This window comes from Streptomyces flaveus (assembly GCF_014647675.1).
Classification (GTDB): domain Bacteria; phylum Actinomycetota; class Actinomycetes; order Streptomycetales; family Streptomycetaceae; genus Streptomyces; species Streptomyces flaveus.
In genome coordinates, this window is the sequence record NZ_BMPQ01000005.1 from 292,916 (window position 1) to 309,464 (window position 16,549).

At 67.7% G+C, this 16,549-nt stretch carries 14 protein-coding genes and 1 tRNA gene; 4 read left to right on the forward strand and 11 right to left on the reverse strand.

Features of this window, described 5'->3' with window-relative positions; all coding sequences use genetic code 11:
- Positions 1-14: 14 nt before the first annotated feature.
- Complete coding sequence (locus tag IEZ21_RS13280; RefSeq protein ID WP_246567671.1) at positions 15-1,418, reverse strand: hypothetical protein; 1,404 nt, start codon at positions 1,416-1,418, stop codon at positions 15-17.
- Positions 1,419-1,626: 208 nt separating this feature from the next.
- A complete protein-coding gene (locus IEZ21_RS47030; protein ID WP_003999697.1) occupies positions 1,627-1,755 on the reverse strand; it encodes a DLW-39 family protein in 129 nt (42 codons plus the stop codon).
- A 344-nt stretch (positions 1,756-2,099) separates the two neighbouring features.
- On the opposite strand from IEZ21_RS47030, the gene IEZ21_RS13290 reads away from it, so the two are divergent.
- A complete protein-coding gene (locus IEZ21_RS13290) occupies positions 2,100-2,414 on the forward strand; it encodes a DUF6344 domain-containing protein (protein ID WP_308429631.1) in 315 nt (104 codons plus the stop codon).
- Between the two features lie 106 nt (positions 2,415-2,520).
- Here the strand turns inward: IEZ21_RS13290 and IEZ21_RS13295 are convergent.
- The 9 genes from IEZ21_RS13295 to dnaA all read right to left on the reverse strand — a co-directional run bounded on the left by IEZ21_RS13295 (position 2,521) and on the right by dnaA (position 15,237).
- Positions 2,521-2,594, reverse strand: a tRNA-Ile gene (locus IEZ21_RS13295).
- A 165-nt stretch (positions 2,595-2,759) separates the two neighbouring features.
- Positions 2,760-3,479, reverse strand: coding sequence for a DUF3566 domain-containing protein (locus IEZ21_RS13300; RefSeq protein ID WP_189322077.1), 720 nt, complete (start codon positions 3,477-3,479; stop codon positions 2,760-2,762).
- An 18-nt stretch (positions 3,480-3,497) separates the two neighbouring features.
- Complete coding sequence (gene gyrA, locus IEZ21_RS13305) at positions 3,498-6,089, reverse strand: DNA gyrase subunit A (RefSeq protein WP_189322078.1); 2,592 nt, start codon at positions 6,087-6,089, stop codon at positions 3,498-3,500.
- A 42-nt stretch (positions 6,090-6,131) separates the two neighbouring features.
- Positions 6,132-8,174, reverse strand: coding sequence for a DNA topoisomerase (ATP-hydrolyzing) subunit B (gene gyrB / locus IEZ21_RS13310; RefSeq protein WP_189322079.1), 2,043 nt, complete (start codon positions 8,172-8,174; stop codon positions 6,132-6,134).
- A 310-nt stretch (positions 8,175-8,484) separates the two neighbouring features.
- A complete protein-coding gene (locus tag IEZ21_RS13315) occupies positions 8,485-9,027 on the reverse strand; it encodes a DciA family protein (protein ID WP_189322080.1) in 543 nt (180 codons plus the stop codon).
- Complete coding sequence (recF, locus tag IEZ21_RS13320; protein ID WP_189322081.1) at positions 9,024-10,148, reverse strand: DNA replication/repair protein RecF; 1,125 nt, start codon at positions 10,146-10,148, stop codon at positions 9,024-9,026. The genes IEZ21_RS13315 and recF overlap by 4 nt, the downstream gene beginning before the upstream one ends.
- Before the next feature lie 105 nt (positions 10,149-10,253).
- Entirely contained in the window at positions 10,254-11,129 is an 876-nt protein-coding gene (gene gnd, locus IEZ21_RS13325) for a phosphogluconate dehydrogenase (NAD(+)-dependent, decarboxylating) (protein ID WP_189322082.1), read from the reverse strand.
- Positions 11,130-11,256: 127 nt separating this feature from the next.
- Complete coding sequence (gene dnaN / locus IEZ21_RS13330) at positions 11,257-12,387, reverse strand: DNA polymerase III subunit beta (protein WP_033321309.1); 1,131 nt, start codon at positions 12,385-12,387, stop codon at positions 11,257-11,259.
- Between the two features lie 948 nt (positions 12,388-13,335).
- Complete coding sequence (dnaA, locus tag IEZ21_RS13335; RefSeq protein ID WP_189322083.1) at positions 13,336-15,237, reverse strand: chromosomal replication initiator protein DnaA; 1,902 nt, start codon at positions 15,235-15,237, stop codon at positions 13,336-13,338.
- Between the two features lie 418 nt (positions 15,238-15,655).
- On the opposite strand from dnaA, the gene rpmH reads away from it, so the two are divergent.
- The 3 genes from rpmH to yidD are packed head-to-tail and all read left to right on the forward strand — an operon-like array spanning position 15,656 to position 16,548.
- A complete protein-coding gene (gene rpmH / locus IEZ21_RS13340) occupies positions 15,656-15,793 on the forward strand; it encodes a 50S ribosomal protein L34 (protein ID WP_030354375.1) in 138 nt (45 codons plus the stop codon).
- Between the two features lie 21 nt (positions 15,794-15,814).
- Entirely contained in the window at positions 15,815-16,186 is a 372-nt protein-coding gene (gene rnpA, locus IEZ21_RS13345) for a ribonuclease P protein component (RefSeq protein ID WP_189322084.1), read from the forward strand.
- Positions 16,183-16,548 (forward strand): membrane protein insertion efficiency factor YidD, encoded by a 366-nt coding sequence (gene yidD / locus IEZ21_RS13350; RefSeq protein ID WP_033321307.1) that lies wholly within the window; start codon positions 16,183-16,185, stop codon positions 16,546-16,548. Before rnpA ends, yidD begins: the two co-directional genes overlap by 4 nt.
- Position 16,549: the final 1 nt, after the last annotated feature.

Below are 16,549 nucleotides of genomic sequence, written 5' to 3' on the forward strand. Positions count from 1 at the left end.
CCTGAGTCGGCGAACTACCGGGCCCGCGGCGGCTCGTACTCCCGTGCGACCGCACCGCCGGCCATCGCTGCCGCACCATCCGCCCGTCGCCGGGCGGCCACAGTCCACACCCCGAGCCCCAACACGAGCACGCTCCCCGCGCCGATCCCGCCCGCGGCCACCAGCCTCATCGTTGTGTCGCTGTCCCCGCCGTCACGTCCGTCCGCCGCCGCGCCCTTGTCCCCCGCTGTGATGTCGAACACACCGCGAGGCCTGGCCACCCCCGCGTACGCCGGCTCGGCGCCCGCCGCCCCGCTCACCCGCACACGCAGCGTCAGCCCGAGCGGCCCGTCGCCGAACTTGTCGGCCGTCTCGGCGCCGAGATGCACGGCGAGGTAGTACCAGCCGGCGAACCGCATCCCGCTGACCTGGTTGTCGACGGTGTACCGGTTCTCGTACGCGACCGCCGGCAGCGGCTCCAGGGCGGTCGACTTCGGTGTGCCGTCGTATCCGGTGTCGGCGTCGTCCACGAAGGCGCGCACGGGGTTGTAGAGCGACATGACGAGGGCGTTGCCCAGGGAGCCGTCGCCGTCGGCCGCGCCCAGTTCGGCCGTGGCGTAGAACTGTTGCCCCCAGTCGACCGGGATCCGGTAGAAGCGCGTCTGCCCGGCCCGGATGCCGTCTTTCCAGACGCCCTGCTCGAGGGCGCGCGCCTCGTTGAAGCTCGTGCCGCCCCTGCGGATCTTCGGCGTGCCGCTGACGGGCTTGGGGGTGGCGGAGTTCCAGGTCTCGGGGGCGGTCGTCGGACCGGTCCTCTTCAGGGCGGGCTCGGACACGTACTGAAGCTCCAGGCTCCAGTCGTCCGGTGAGGAATCGGCTCGGCTGATGCGCTCCACGACCACGGTGTACGTCCCTGCCGTCCGGCAGGCGTACCCGCCGGCCCGGCGCGACGCCCAGGCCGTGAGGGGGCGCGGGCTCTCGGTGGGCCCGAAGCGGGCCACCTCGGCGTCTCCGGAGAAGCAACTGTGGCCGTCGGGGTCCTGGAGGGAGACCTTGAGGCCGTCCGAGGAGGCGACGTTCGTCCCCGTCCTGGGGAGGGCGGTGGCCGAGACGTACGCGTTGGAGACGTTGTCGAGCTGGAGGCGGTAGTAGACCTTCTCGTTGTTCTGGACGGAGCTCTTGTAGGTCTCGCCCGGGGCCAGTTGTACGGCTTCGGCCGCGTTCGGCGCGCCATCGATCCGCTGGGCGTCCTCGGCGAAGACGTACGGATCAGGCGTACCGGCTGCCATCCCCTGGCCGCGCGCCTGCCCCTGCATCGGTCCGGGCAGCGCCGCGACCGCGCACAGCGCCGCCACGCAGGTCAAGGCCGTACGGCCGCGCCACCACCCCGTGCGCCGCCTCATCACGCGCCACCCCTCGTCGTAGCCCCGGATCGTCACCCACCGGGCTCCCGCGGACCGGCATCGTCATGCCCCGGACATCGCGAAGCCCCGACCATCCTGCCCCGCCCGCCATCGCGTCATCCCCCGCTTCGGCGACGCAAGCGCTTCCTGTGGGAGGACACGTGGAGGAACACGAAGACATGTGGACAACGAAAACCCCGACCGCGAGGGCGGCCGGGGTCTGTACTGGGACTGTCGTCGGTACTCACGAACCCGTGGGCACGGAGTCAGTCGCCTCCGTCCACAGATCCTGCTCGGCGCGATCCGCCTGGATCTGGCGGTACACGAGGAGCCCGCCGATGGCGGCCAGTGCGACCAGGAGAAGCTTCTTCACCGCGCGACCTCGTCTTTCCTTGACGTAGGGGACTTCTGGCGCCCGACTATACACACCGACCGATACCGATCGGTGACCTGCGTCGGCCCTCAACTCCCGCCCGGCACGCAGCCGTAGAAGCGGACGCCATGGCTCCGACCGCAGAGCGACAACTCGCCACATTCTGCAACTTTCAGCGCCTTTATCCACTCTACGGACTTCTTGGGTCCATCCGGGTGGTGTTCATCTGAAGAGCAACGCGCCACGAGCGTCGGTCCACCACTTCACGGTTCCCCTACACATCATGAGGAAAGTACGCAAATCACCCAACCCGAAAGTGAGGGACCGTGGCCAGGAACAAGGTCATGAAGCTGTGGACCGCAGTCATCACCGCCTTCATCGCACTGTGCACGACGCTCGGACTCGTCACGACAGCCGGCGCGGCCACCGCGGTACCCCAGACCGAGTCCGCCCGCAATGCGAGCCCCACGGTCACGGCCCCCGCGATGTCCGGCTGGGCCTTGTCCTTCAGCCGCACCCTGCCTCCCACCATGAAGCAACGCATCCACGCCGAGGCCCACGGCTCCGCCCCCAACTGCCGCCACCGCCCGCCGACGGACGTGGAGACCCCGTCCGAGGCCCAGGAGGCGGCGGACTCCGCCACCCCGTGCACGACCTGACGTAGCCGCCGATCGTCCCTCGCAACCTCACAGCCGGGCGAACTTGCGTACGCCACAGGACACGAAGAAGACCCCCAACCGCGACTGGTTGGGGGTCTTCGTGGTGTGGGGCTAACAGGATTTGAACCTGTGGCCTCATCCTTATCAGGGATGCGCTCTAACCAACTGAGCTATAGCCCCGCCGCGCTCTGCGGTGTACGTCCCGCGCGCTGACCTCTGAAGATTAGCGCACCTCCGGGTCAGTCCCAAAATCGATATCCGACGTGGCCTCATGCCGGCCCGGACAGCGTTGGAACGCATCCCTGGCAAGGATGTGCTCACACCGTCAAGAGGCCCCGAAGACGGTTACTCGTCCTCCGCGAGCGTCAGCTCGATACCGCCGACGAAGCCCGCGGAGAGGTTGTAGATGAACGCGCCGAGGGTGGCGAGCGCGGTGGCGAGGACGACGTCGATGACCGCGATGATCGACGTGAAGATGAGCACGCGCGGCAGCGACAGGAAGGACTGCAGATCGAAGCCGTTGGACTCGTTCGAGCCCGTGGCCTCGGAGATCGTGCCGCCCACCGTGGAGAAGACGCCCATGGCGTCCATGACCATCCACAGCACCGCGGACGCGACGATCGTGCAGATGCCGAGCGCGATGGAGAGCAGGAAGCTGACCTTCATCACCGACCAGGGGTCGGCCTTGGCCACTCGAAGGCGCGCCTTGCGGGTGCGAGGTGTCGTACTCGCCCCGGTGCGCGGCCGGCGGACGGCGCCGGCCGCCGGCGGTGGTGGCGGCTGTGTCGGGTACGCCTGCGGCGGGTGGTACGGCTGAGCGGGCTGCTGGGGCTGCCGCTCGCCGGGCAAGGGCGAACCGGAAGCCGGGGGCACCGGCGCGCCTGGGGCCGCGCCCGCCGCGTACTGCGGCGTCTGCGCGCCTCGGGTGTCCGTCACAGTTGCCCCCTGGGATCCATGTGCGTCATGGGAGTCATTGGAGTCGTGGGAGTCCTTCGCATCCGTGGCGGGGCCACGGCCGCCGTCCGTCTCCGTACCGGTCGATCCGGCGCCCGTGGCTCCGCTCACGATGACTCACTCCTCGCGCTACTCGGCCGTGGACTCGTCGCCCTCGTCCGTCGTGCCGTCGACCGTGTCGGCCTCGTCCGATTCGTCGACGTCCACAGCGTCGACCTCCTCGGCCTCGCGACCGGCCTCGGCGTTCCGAGCGATACCGACGACGGCATCGCGCTTGCCCAGGTTGATCAGTTGGACGCCCATGGTGTCACGGCCCGTCTCCCTGATCTCGTTGACCCGTGTACGAATCACACCGCCCGACAGCGTGATGGCGAGGATCTCGTCCGTCTCCTCGACCACCAGCGCGCCGACGAGCGATCCGCGGTCCTCCACGATCTTGGCGGCCTTGATGCCGAGGCCACCGCGACCCTGGACGCGGTACTCGTCGACGGGCGTCCGCTTCGCGTACCCACCGTCGGTGGCAGTGAACACGAACGTACCTGTTCGAACAACATTCATCGAGAGCAGCTCGTCGCCCTCACGGAAACTCATGCCCTTCACACCCGAGGTCGCACGGCCCATGGGGCGCAGGGCGTCATCGGTCGCCGTGAACCTGATCGACTGCGCCTTCTTGCTGATCAGAAGCAGATCATCCTCGGCCGAAACCAGTTCGGCGCCGATCAGTTCATCGTCGGAACCGGCCTCTGTTTCACGGAGGTTGATCGCGATGACGCCGCCGGAACGCGGGGAATCGTAATCTTTGAGAGGCGTCTTCTTTACCAGCCCCCCCTTGGTGGCCAGTACGAGATAAGGCGCCGCTTCGTAGTCGCGGATCGCGAGGATCTCGGCGATCGCCTCGTCCGGCTGGAAGGCCAGCAGGTTCGCGACGTGCTGCCCGCGCGCGTCCCGGCCGGCATCCGGCAGCTCGTACGCTTTGGCCCTGTAGACGCGGCCCTTGTTGGTGAAGAACAGCAGCCAGTGGTGCGTCGTCGACACGAAGAAGTGGTCGACGATGTCGTCTTCCTTGAGCTTTGTGCCGCGTACGCCCTTGCCGCCACGCTTCTGGGAACGGTAGTCGTCGGTTTTTGTGCGCTTGACGTAACCGCCGCGCGAGATGGTGACGACGATGTCCTCTTCTGCGATCAGGTCCTCCATGGACATGTCGCCGTCGAAGGGCACCAGCTTGGAGCGGCGGTCGTCGGCGAACTTCTCGACGATCGCGGCGAGTTCCTCGCTGATGATGCCGCGCTGGCGCACCGGCGAGGCGAGGATCGCGTTGTACTCGGTGATCTTCGCCTGGAGTTCGTCGTGCTCCTGGACGATCTTCTGGCGCTCCAGGGCGGCCAGGCGCCGCAGCTGCATCTCGAGGATGGCGTTGGCCTGGATCTCGTCGATCTCCAGAAGGCCCATCAGGCCCTCTCGCGCGACCTCGACGGTGTCACTGCGCCGGATCAGTGCGATGACGTCGTCGATGGCGTCCAGGGCCTTCAGAAGGCCGCGCAGGATGTGCGCGCGCTCCTCGGCCTTGCGCAGCCTGTAGCGCGTACGACGGACGATGACCTCGATCTGGTGGCTCACCCAGTGGCGGATGAACGCGTCGAGCGACAGCGTGCGCGGCACGCCGTCCACCAGCGCCAGCATGTTGGCGCCGAAGTTCGTCTGCAGATCGGTGTGCTTGTAGAGGTTGTTCAGTACGACCTTGGCGACCGCGTCGCGCTTCAGGACGATGACCAGGCGCTGGCCGGTACGGGACGAGGTCTCGTCGCGTACGTCCGCGATGCCGCCGATCTTGCCGTCCTTCACGAGGTCGGCGATCTTCTGCGCGAGGTTGTCCGGGTTGACCTGGTAAGGCAGCTCCGTGACCACCAGGCACTGGCGGTTCTGGATCTCCTCGACCTCGACGACCGCGCGCATCGTGATGGAGCCGCGGCCCGTGCGGTAGGCCTCCTCGATGCCTTTTCGGCCCACTACTAGAGCACCACTCGGGAAATCAGGTCCCTTGATGCGCTCGATCAGGGCGTCCAGAAGCTCCTCGTGGGAGGCGTCGGGGTTCTCCAGATACCACTGGGCGCCGGCCGCGACCTCGCGCAGGTTGTGCGGCGGGATGTTGGTGGCCATGCCGACCGCGATGCCCGCCGAGCCGTTGATCAGCAGGTTCGGGAAACGGGCCGGCAGGACCGTCGGCTCCTGGGAGCGGCCGTCGTAGTTGTCCGTGAAGTCGACGGTCTCCTCGTCGATGTCGCGGACCATCTCCATGGACTGCGGCATCAACTTGCACTCGGTGTACCGCATGGCCGCGGCCGGGTCGTTGCCCGGAGAGCCGAAGTTGCCGTTGGAGTCCACCAGCGGCATCCGCATCGACCACGGCTGCGCGAGGCGGACCAGCGCGTCGTAGATCGAGGAGTCGCCGTGCGGGTGGTAGTTGCCCATGACGTCGCCGACGACGCGGGCGCACTTGTAGAAGCCCTTCTCGGGGCGGTAGCCGCCGTCGTACATGGCGTACAGCACACGGCGGTGGACGGGCTTGAGACCGTCCCGTACGTCCGGCAGCGCGCGCGAGACGATGACGGACATCGCGTAGTCGAGGTAGGAGCGCTGCATCTCCGTCTCGAGCCCGACGGGCTCGACGCGCAGGGCCAGGCCCTCGTCCACGGGCGTGACTGGAATGTTCTCGTCGGTCATTGCTGGTGAAGATCCTTTCTGGTGCGGTCAGCTGAGACCGACTCAGATGTCGAGGAACCGGACGTCCTTGGCGTTGCGCTGGATGAACTGGCGGCGCGCCTCGACGTCCTCGCCCATCAGGACCGAGAACAGGTCGTCGGCCTGGGCGGCGTCGTCGAGCGTGACCTGGCCGAGGACGCGGTGCTCCTGGTCCATGGTCGTGATGCGCAGCTCCTCGGCGTTCATCTCGCCGAGACCCTTGAAGCGCTGGACCGAGTCGTCGCGGATGCGCTTGCCGTTCTGCCGACCGAGCTCGATCAGCGCGTCACGCTCGCGGTCCGAGTACGCGTACTCGAAGTCGTCCCGGCCCCACTTGATCTTGTAGAGCGGGGGGCGCGACAGGAAGACGTGCCCCGCCTCGACCAGCGGCCGCATGAAGCGGAACAGGAACGTCAGCAGCAGGGTGTTGATGTGCTGGCCGTCGACGTCGGCGTCCGCCATCAGGATGATCTTGTGATAGCGGAGCCTCTCGATGTCGAAGTCCTCATGGACTCCGGTACCGAAGGCCGAGATCAGCGCCTGGATCTCCTGGTTCTGCAGGATCTTGTCGATCCGTGCCTTCTCGACGTTGAGGATCTTGCCTCGGATCGGGAGGATCGCCTGGTACTCGGGGTTGCGGCCGGACTTGGCGGAGCCGCCGGCGGAGTCACCCTCGACGATGAAGATCTCGCACTTGGTGGGGTCGTTCGACTGGCAGTCGGAGAGCTTGCCCGGCAGAGACGCCGACTCCAGCAGGCCCTTGCGGCGCGTCAGGTCGCGCGCCTTGCGGGCCGCCACGCGCGCGGTGGCCGCCTGGATGCCCTTGCGGACGATGTCCGCGGCCTCGGTCGGGTTGCGGTCCAGCCAGTCGTTGAGGTGCTCGTAGACGACCTTCTGGACGAAGGTCTTCACCTCGGTGTTGCCCAGCTTGGTCTTGGTCTGGCCCTCGAACTGGGGCTCGCTCAGCTTGACCGAGATGATCGCGGTCAGACCCTCGCGGATGTCGTCGCCCGTGAGGTTGTCGTCCTTCTCACGCAGCAGCTTCTTGTCGCGCGCGTACTTGTTGACCAGGTTCGTCAGCGCGGCACGGAAGCCCTCTTCGTGCGTACCGCCCTCATGCGTGTGGATGATGTTGGCGAAGGAGTACACGCCCTCGCTGTAACCGCTGTTCCACTGCATGGCGAGTTCGAGGGAAAGGCTCTTGTCCTTGTCCTCGGCCTCGAGGTCGATCACGGTGGGATGCACCACGTCTCCCTTGCGGGAGTTGAGGTACTTCACGAAATCGACGATGCCGCCCTCGTAGTGGTACGAGACGCTCTTGACCTCGTGCTTCTCGTCCTCGCCCGCCTCGTCCGCCCCGGCTGTGGCCTTCGCCGACTCGCGCTCGTCGGTGAGGTTGATCCTCAGCCCCTTGTTGAGGAACGCCATCTCCTGGAAACGCCGCGAGAGCGTCTCGAAGGAGTACTCGGTGGTCTCGAAGATGTCCGGGTCGGCCCAGAAGGTGACCGTGGTGCCGTGCTCGTCCGTGGCCTCGTGCTTGGCAAGCGGGGCCGTCGGGACCCCCAACTTGTAGTCCTGCGTCCAGCGATGGCCGTCGGTCTTGATCTCGACGGAGACCTTGGACGACAGGGCGTTCACGACAGAGACACCCACGCCGTGCAGACCGCCGGAGACCGCGTAGCCGCCGCCGCCGAACTTTCCGCCCGCGTGCAGGACCGTCAGCACGACCTCGACGGCCGGCTTGCCCTCGGAGGGGACGATGCCGACCGGGATGCCACGACCGTTGTCGACAACCCGCACGCCGCCGTCGGCGAGGATCGTGACGTCGATGGTGTCCGCGTGGCCGGCCAGCGCCTCGTCGACGGAGTTGTCGACGACCTCTTGCACCAGGTGGTGCAGTCCGCGCTCACCGGTCGAGCCGATGTACATGCCGGGTCGCTTGCGGACCGCGTCCAGACCCTCGAGGACGGTGATGGCACTGGCGTCGTACAACGAGGCTGTGACCTCGCCGTTCGCGCCGGCGTCGGTGGACGGGATGTTCTCGTTGGGGTTGCCGGAATCGGCCACGAAGCGCCCTTTCTGGCACAGCACAGACCAAGCTCTCAGCGGATGGCCGGAGCGGCTGCGGCGTGTTGCGTTGGTAAGCCTTAGTCAGCGTTGCTCGGTGTGTCCCACAAGTGGGGCGGGATTAGCCTCCAGTCTACCGGTAGCGCCGACAGTGATGGGCGTTTGCCGGTACCTGAGTCCGCATGTGCCGCCCTGAACCGGACTCGGACGACTCCCCATACGTCGACTGGGAGTCCAAGAGGCTCACAGCGGCACTCAGCGCTTCGGGATACCAACCCCGCGCTACGAACGGCATACCGCCCGGTCTGGCTCACTCGTAGGTGTCGCCGGGACCCTTGCTGCCGGGCGCGCGCAGGGGGCCGAAGCGGCGGACGGGACCCCCGGGACCATGCACCTTGATCAGCTGCACCGTGCCGTGGCCGAGGTCCTCGTTCAGGCGGGCCACCAGCTGCGGGGCGAGCAGGCGCAGATTCGTCGCCCACGCCGTGGAATCGCACCGTACGGCGAGGATCCGCTCGTCCTCGTCGTACTTCTCGGGTACGCAGTGCTTGGCCAGGTCGTCCCCGACGATCTGAGGCCACCGGCCCATGACCCCGCCCACAGCGGCCGGAGTCTCCCAACCGCGCTCGGTGATCAGCCGGTTGATGGCGGAGCCGAGCGCCATCGGATCGCGGCCGTCGGCGCGCGCGCCGGAGCGCAGGCCACCACGCCGCGCCTGCTTCTTCTGCTGCGCCGCGTCTCCACGCGCGCGTGCCTGCTCTTTCGCCGCGCGCAGGGCCACGCGCGCGAGGTCCACGCCGGACGGTTCGGGAGACTTGGGGCTCTTCTCCGGTTCCGGTGTGTTTTTGCTCATACGCGCTCCACCGTGCCCTCCGCCACCACGTACCGCGTCCCCGTCAGCACGGCCGGTACATCGTCGTCGACCGCCGCCGTCACCAGGACCTGCTCACCCGGCGCGACCAGCTCGGCAAGACGTTCGCGGCGCCGGGTGTCCAGCTCGGCGAACACGTCGTCGAGGACCAGCACCGGCTCATTGCCCTCGGCCCGCAACAGGTCGTACGAGGCCAGGCGCAGCGCCAGCGCGTACGACCAGGACTCGCCGTGTGACGCATATCCCTTCGCGGGCATCTGGCCAAGCTTGAGCAACAGCTCGTCCCTGTGCGGGCCGACCAGCGTGACGCCCCGCTCGATCTCCTGCTTACGGGACTCCTCCAGGGCCGCCATCAGCTGCTCGTACAGCTCCTCGCGCGCGTGGCCGACGATTTCGGGCGAGGAGGGCTTGTACTCCAGGGCAACGGGGCCGCCGCCGGGCGCCAGCTGCTCGTACGCCTTGTCGGCCAGCGGCTGAAGCGCGGCTATCAGATCGAGCCGCTGCGCGAGCAACTCGGCGCCCACGCGCGCGAGATGCTGGTCCCACACATCAAGTGTGGACAGATCCATGGATCGGCCGCCGTGGCGGCGGGCCAGCGCGGCCGATTTCAGGAGCGTGTTCCGCTGCCTGAGTACGCGCTCGTAGTCGGAGCGCACGCCCGCCATTCGCGGGGCGCGCGCGGTGATCAGCTCGTCGAGGAAACGTCGGCGCTCGCCCGGGTCGCCCTTGACGAGCGCAAGATCCTCGGGGGCGAACAGCACGGTTCGTACGATGCCGAGTACGTCACGGGGTCTGACCTGCGACGACCTGTTGATACGGGCGCGATTCGCCTTTCCGGGGTTCAGCTCCAGCTCGACGAGCTGCTGGCGCTCACCCTGCCGAACCTGCGCCCGGATGATCGCGCGGTCCGCGCCCACCCGTACAAGAGGCGCATCGGAGGAGACGCGATGGCTGCCGAGGGTCGCCAGATAGCCGACCGCCTCGACGAGGTTCGTCTTGCCCTGTCCGTTGGGGCCCACGAACGCCGTGACGCCCGGATCGAGCGCGACCTCGACCTGGGCGTACGAGCGGAAGTCGGCCAGCGACAGATGCGTGACGTGCATGGTCGTTCGCCGACCTCCCCAACGTGATGCTTCCGGTTGCCTCCGGCCTGTCCCCTGCTTGTGGACGACCAGGTCATCCCAGGTGTGGAGAACCCGGGATGTGGACTACTTCTTCTCGACCGCGTGGCCGCCAAACTGGTTCCGCAGCGCCGCGATCATCTTCATCTGCGGCGAATCGTCCTGCCGGGACGAGAAGCGCGCGAAGAGCGACGCGGTGATCGCCGGCAGCGGAACCGCGTTGTCGATGGCCGCTTCCACAGTCCAGCGGCCCTCTCCGGAATCCTGTGCATAACCCTTGAGCTGCTCCAGGTGCTCGTCCTCGTCGAGGGCGTTGACCGCCAGGTCGAGCAGCCAGGAGCGGATGACCGTGCCCTCCTGCCAGGAGCGGAAGACCTCGCGTACATCGGTGACGGAGTCGGCGGCCTGCAGGAGCTCCCAGCCCTCGGCGTAGGCCTGCATCATCGCGTACTCGATGCCGTTGTGGACCATCTTCGCGAAGTGCCCGGCGCCCACCTTGCCCGCGTGCACGGCGCCCGCGTCGCCCTCCGGCTTGAGCGCGTCGAGGACCGGCCGCACCTTGGCTATGTTCTCGGCGTCGCCGCCGTACATCAGCGCATAGCCGTTCTCCAGGCCCCAGACGCCGCCTGAGACACCGCAGTCGACGAAGCCGATGCCCTTGGCCGCCAGCTCCTCGGCGTGCCTCTCGTCATCCGTCCAGCGCGAATTGCCGCCGTCCACGACGACATCGCCGGGCTCCAGGAGATCGGCGAGCTCGTCGATGGTGGACTGGGTCGCCGCCCCGGCCGGGACCATCACCCACACCACGCGAGGAGCGTCGAGCTTGCCCACAAGCTCCTCGATGCTGTGGACATCGGCGAGGTCCGGGTTGCGGTCGTATCCGAAGACGGTGTGACCTGCGCGGCGTATGCGCTCGCGCATATTGCCGCCCATCTTGCCGAGACCGACGAGACCGAGCTCCATCAGGGGGTTCCTTCACTGACGACGTGGCGTGAGGGCACTTTCGTACCTGCGTCCGAGCCTAAACCCGGACGCTCCCGCACATCTGTGGGCATAGCCGCTCAGACGTACGCCCTCAACTGCGGACTCGTCAGCCGCTCAGCCGCACCGGCATGATCAGGTACTTGTACGCCTCGTCCGCTTCCGCGTCCACGGCTGGCTTGCCGCTGAGGAGCGCCGGCTTGGTGGACGTCGTGAAGGAGAGCTGGGCCACCGGAGAGTCGATGGCGCTGAGGCCGTCGAGCAGGAAGGTCGGGTTGAAGGCGATCGAGACGTCGTCGCCCTCCAGCTGGGCGTCCACCCTTTCCACAGCCTGTGCGTCGTCGCTGGAACCGGCCTCCAGGATCAGCACACCCTGCTCGAAGGAGAGCCGCACCGGGGTGTTCCGCTCGGCGACCAGGGCCACGCGCTTGACGGCCTCCACGAAGGGGGCGGTCTCGATGACGGCGATCGAGTTGAACTCTGTCGGGAACAGCGAGCGGTACTTCGGGAGGTCGCCCTCCAGCAGGCGCGTGGTCGTACGCCGTCCCGCGCCCTCGAAGCCGATCAGGCCCTCGCCCGCGCCCGAACCGGACAGCGCCAGGATCACACTGTCGCCGCTCGTGAGGGCCTTGGCGGTGTCCAGGAGCGTCTTGGCGGGCACCAGGGCGACCGCGGACGCCTCCGGGTTCTCCGGCTTCCACAAGAACTCGCGGACCGCGAAGCGGTAGCGGTCGGTGGACGCCAGCGTGACCGTGTCGCCCTCGATCTCGATGCGTACGCCGGTGAGGACGGGCAGCGTGTCGTCGCGGCCGGCGGCGATGGCCACCTGGGCGGCTGCGGAGGCGAAGACCTCACCGGGGACCGTGCCCGTGGCCGACGGCATCTGTGGCAGCGCCGGGTACTCCTCCACAGGCAGTGTGTGGAGCGTGAAGCGCGATGAGCCGCAGACCACCGTCGCCCGTACACCGTCTGTGGAAATCTCCACCGGCCGGTTGGGCAGGGCGCGGCAGATGTCGGCGAGCAGGCGCCCGGAGACGAGCACCGTGCCTTCCTCGTCGACCTCGGCGTCCACGGAGACGCGCGCCGAGACCTCGTAGTCGAAGCTGGACAGGCTCAGCGCGCCCTCCTCCGCCTTCAGCAGAAGGCCGGCGAGCACAGGCGCCGGCGGTCGTGCCGGGAGGCTGCGTGCCGCCCAGGCCACTGCCTCCGCGAGTACGTCGCGTTCCACCCGGATCTTCACCGTTGCCGCCTCCGTCTGTTGCCGGCGCTCTCGCCCTGCTTCGCGTTCGTCGTCTGACTCGGTGTCGCTCGGTCCGCTCAGGGGAAGGACACCGGGGACCAGTCTGACGCACGGCACTGACAGTCGGTGCCCCTCGGGGTCAAGTCGTTCCGAGCAGCACCTGAGGCGCCGAGAGTGAGTTGTGCACAGCCCCGTCTTCGAAACGAATTCTCAGCTCTCTCTAGTTGGGAGTAGTAGTAGGGGCTGTGGATACCGTGGATAACCCCGTATGCGCAGGTCAGCACCGGTTTTTTGTCCACTGGCCCTGTGGGTGGAGGCGGTGGACAACCCAGGTGTTCTGTGGACGGGGAAAAGTTCTGCACATTCGATGCACAGGATCGGGGTAGTTCTCCCCAGCGGCGTCCCCAGGTTTGCCCAGGTTCCCCACAGCCCAACCGGACACCTTGGTGTGACGCCTTTCACTCGGGGCGGTGAAAGTGCACGTCACGTTGCCGAACAGTGGACAGTGATGTGGAGAAGTCGGAGATCGCTGGGGACAACCAGCCTCAACCTGTGGGCCGCCGGTGGACAACTTTCCGCACAGCCTGTGGATCTTCTCGTCGTCCACAGGCTGTGGAGATCGTCCGTCCACGAATCCACAGTCGGCTGACCTGGCTCGATCCTTTTTCGCCGGCTCGCCCTGTGGACACAGTCTGGACAACTTCCCGGTCCCCAGGGTGTGGACGCGAGAAAGTCCCGGAATCTGTGGAGGGTGGCCGTAACGCGGCACGTATTCGAACAGCGGGTGCTCGCCGGATGACCGCGGTTCGATGGGAGATCACGGTCCGCAGCGGCGGAGGACGACCGCAGAAGACCCGCGAGAACCCGGCAGGAGCCGTACGAGATCAGCGAAAGGCGCCCTCGGGGAAGTGTCCCGGGGGCGCCGTCAGCGACGTATGGAAAGAGCTGTCAGCTGTTCTTGATGCGGTTCGTGAGCTCGGTGACCTGGTTGTAGATGGAGCGCCGCTCGGCCATCAGGGCGCGGATCTTGCGGTCGGCGTGCATGACGGTCGTGTGGTCACGGTTGCCGAACTGCGCGCCGATCTTCGGGAGCGACAGGTCGGTGAGTTCCCGGCACAGATACATGGCGATCTGCCGGGCTGTCACCAGAATCCGGCTGCGCGAGGCTCCGCACAGGTCCTCCACGGTGTGCCCGAAGTAGTCGGCGGTCGCGGCCATGATGGCCGTCGCCGTGATCTCAGGGGCCGCGTTCTCGCCGCCCGGGATCAGGTCCTTGAGGACGATCTCCGTGAGGCCGAGGTCCACCGGCTGCCGGTTGAGCGAGGCGAACGCCGTGACGCGGATCAGCGCGCCCTCCAGCTCACGGATGTTCCGTGAGATCCGCGAGGCGATGAACTCCAGGACCTCCGGAGGGGCGTTGAGCTGCTCCTGCACCGCCTTCTTGCGAAGGATGGCGATGCGTGTCTCCAGCTCGGGCGGCTGGACATCGGTGATCAGCCCCCACTCGAAACGGTTCCGCAGCCGGTCCTCCAGGGTCACCAGCTGCTTGGGCGGCCGGTCCGAGGACAGCACGATCTGCTTGTTCGCGTTGTGGAGCGTGTTGAAGGTGTGGAAGAACTCCTCCTGCGTCGACTCCTTGTCCGCGAGGAACTGGATGTCGTCGACAAGGAGGATGTCCATCTCGCGGTAGCGCTTGCGGAAGCTGTCGCCCTTGCCGTCGCGGATGGAGTTGATGAACTCGTTGGTGAACTCCTCGGAGCTCACGTACCGGACGCGTGTGCCCGGGTAGAGGCTGCGGGCGTAGTGGCCGATCGCGTGCAGCAGGTGTGTCTTGCCGAGTCCCGACTCTCCGTAGATGAAGAGGGGGTTGTACGCCTTCGCCGGTGCCTCGGCGACGGCGACCGCGGCCGCGTGCGCGAAACGGTTCGAGGCCCCGATGACGAACGTGTCGAAGAGGTACTTCGGGTTCAGGCGTGCGGTGGGCTCGCCGGGACCTGTCGCGGGAGCCGGCTGTGCGGCCAGCGGGCCGGGTGCGCCGCTGGAGGCGGGCAGGGTCGAGCCGACGGGGCCGCCGCGGTGGACGTGGCCGTTGCTGGACGGCGACGGCTGCTCGGGCAGCTCGCGGCGGTCCGGCCGCTGGTCGTAGTCGGGCCGCTGCTGCTCGTAGCGCGGGCGCTCCAGGGACTGCGGCCGGTAGTCCTGCGGAGGCGTCGCGTACGGGTCCCGCTCCGGGAAGCCGAGCCGCTGCTGCTGCCAGCCGTAGTCGTCGCCCTGCGAGGGCCGCGGCCAGCTGCCCTGCTCGGGGCGCGGCCGGTAGTCGGGATACGCAGGGCGGGCGGTGGGAAGCTGATCCGCACGGGCGGTCGGGAGCGGGTCGGGGCGGCCCTGAGGGTGGTCGTGGTTGCGGTCGTGGGGCCGGTCGTCCGCGCGGTGGCGGCCGTACCCCTCGTATCCGTCCCGTCCCTCGTATCCGTCCCGTCCCTCGTATCCGTCTCTGCCGCCCTGGGCGGACGGGGGCTCGGTCTCCTCGTAGCGCGGCCGGCGCTGGGCGGGGGGTGTCGGCGGGGGCTCGCCGGCGGAGTCGTCGACGGTGATCGCGATACGGATCGGACGGCCGCACTCGCGGCTCAGCGTGTCACTGACGATCGGCGCCAGGCGCCCTTCGAGCACGCCCTTCGCGAATTCGTTGGGAACCGCGAGCAGTGCGGTGTCCGCGACCAGGGCCAGCGGCTGGCAGCGCTTGATCCAGTGCTCGTCCTTCGCCTCGACGCCCTGCCCTCGTCCCTCACCGAGGAGTTGTTCCAATACGCGTGGCCACACTGCGGCAAGATCGGCAGGTACGTCAGCCACAGGGCACGCTCTCTCACGGGTCCCTCGAACGAGTGGTTCGCGGGACGGGTCGGTATGTCACTCGGGTGGGCGGGTGGAACCAGGCAGTTCAGGCGGGGCGAACGAATCAGATGGGTCAGGAGAAGGGAACGAATCGAAGTCCAGCCACGGTAGTCAGGGCGACCGCTGCGGTTCAAGTTGTTGTCCCCAGCCTGTGGATAGTGTCTCCTGTCACCGCTGGTTTGACCGGATGGCGTAGCCGCGCGTACCGTTGCCAGGTCGAGTTGTCGATGGCTGCTGCCGCCTGCCTCCGATGGGCATAGATCACGTAGGAGTGATCGGGAAGCGGTGCACTCGGGCGTAATGCGAGCTACTCGTGGGCGCACGGTGACAGCCAGGACGGCACCCCGCAACTACCGATTCTTTCTGGAGCCCCCGAGTGAGCAAGCGCACCTTCCAGCCGAACAACCGTCGTCGCGCCAAGACCCACGGCTTCCGGCTGCGTATGCGCACCCGTGCCGGCCGCGCGATTCTCGCGACCCGCCGTGGCAAGGGTCGCGCCCGCCTGTCCGCCTGATCTCGCAGCACAGGTCATGACGTGCTGCCTACCGAGAATCGGCTGAGGCGGCGCGAGGACTTCGCGACCGCGGTACGCCGGGGACGCCGGGCCGGACGCCCGCTTCTCGTCGTCCACCTGCGTAGTGGTGCAATGGACCCGCACGCGCCTGGGGAGTGCGCTCCCCCGTCGCGTGCGGGTTTCGTTGTCAGCAAGGCGGTGGGCGGCGCGGTCGTACGCAACAAGGTGAAGCGCAGACTTCGTCATCTGATGCGCGATCGAGTGGCTCTGCTGCCCCCCGGTAGCCTGGTAGTCGTACGAGCGCTGCCCGGTGCGGGTGACGCCGACCATGCACAGCTGGCCCAAGACCTGGATGCCGCTCTGCGGCGGCTACTGGGAGGGGGCGCGCGATGAAGTACCCACTGCTGGCTCTCATCAAGCTGTACCAGTGGACCATCAGCCCGTTGCTCGGGCCGGTGTGCAAGTACTACCCGTCGTGCTCCCACTACGGGTACCAGGCCATCGACCGCCACGGTGCGATCAAGGGAACGGCACTCACTGCCTGGCGGATCCTGCGGTGCAATCCGTGGTCGCTGGGCGGTGTGGACCATGTCCCGCCGCGCAAGCGTCCGCGGTGGCACGAAATGCTGCGTAACACCTGGCGCGCACGCAAGGGCGGGAACTCCGCCGCCGAACCGGCCATTGGAGGGCACGGTATGTCCGACCAGCCCTCGAGCCCGGCCGCCGAGACCCCGTCGCATGCTCAAGGAGCCTGAT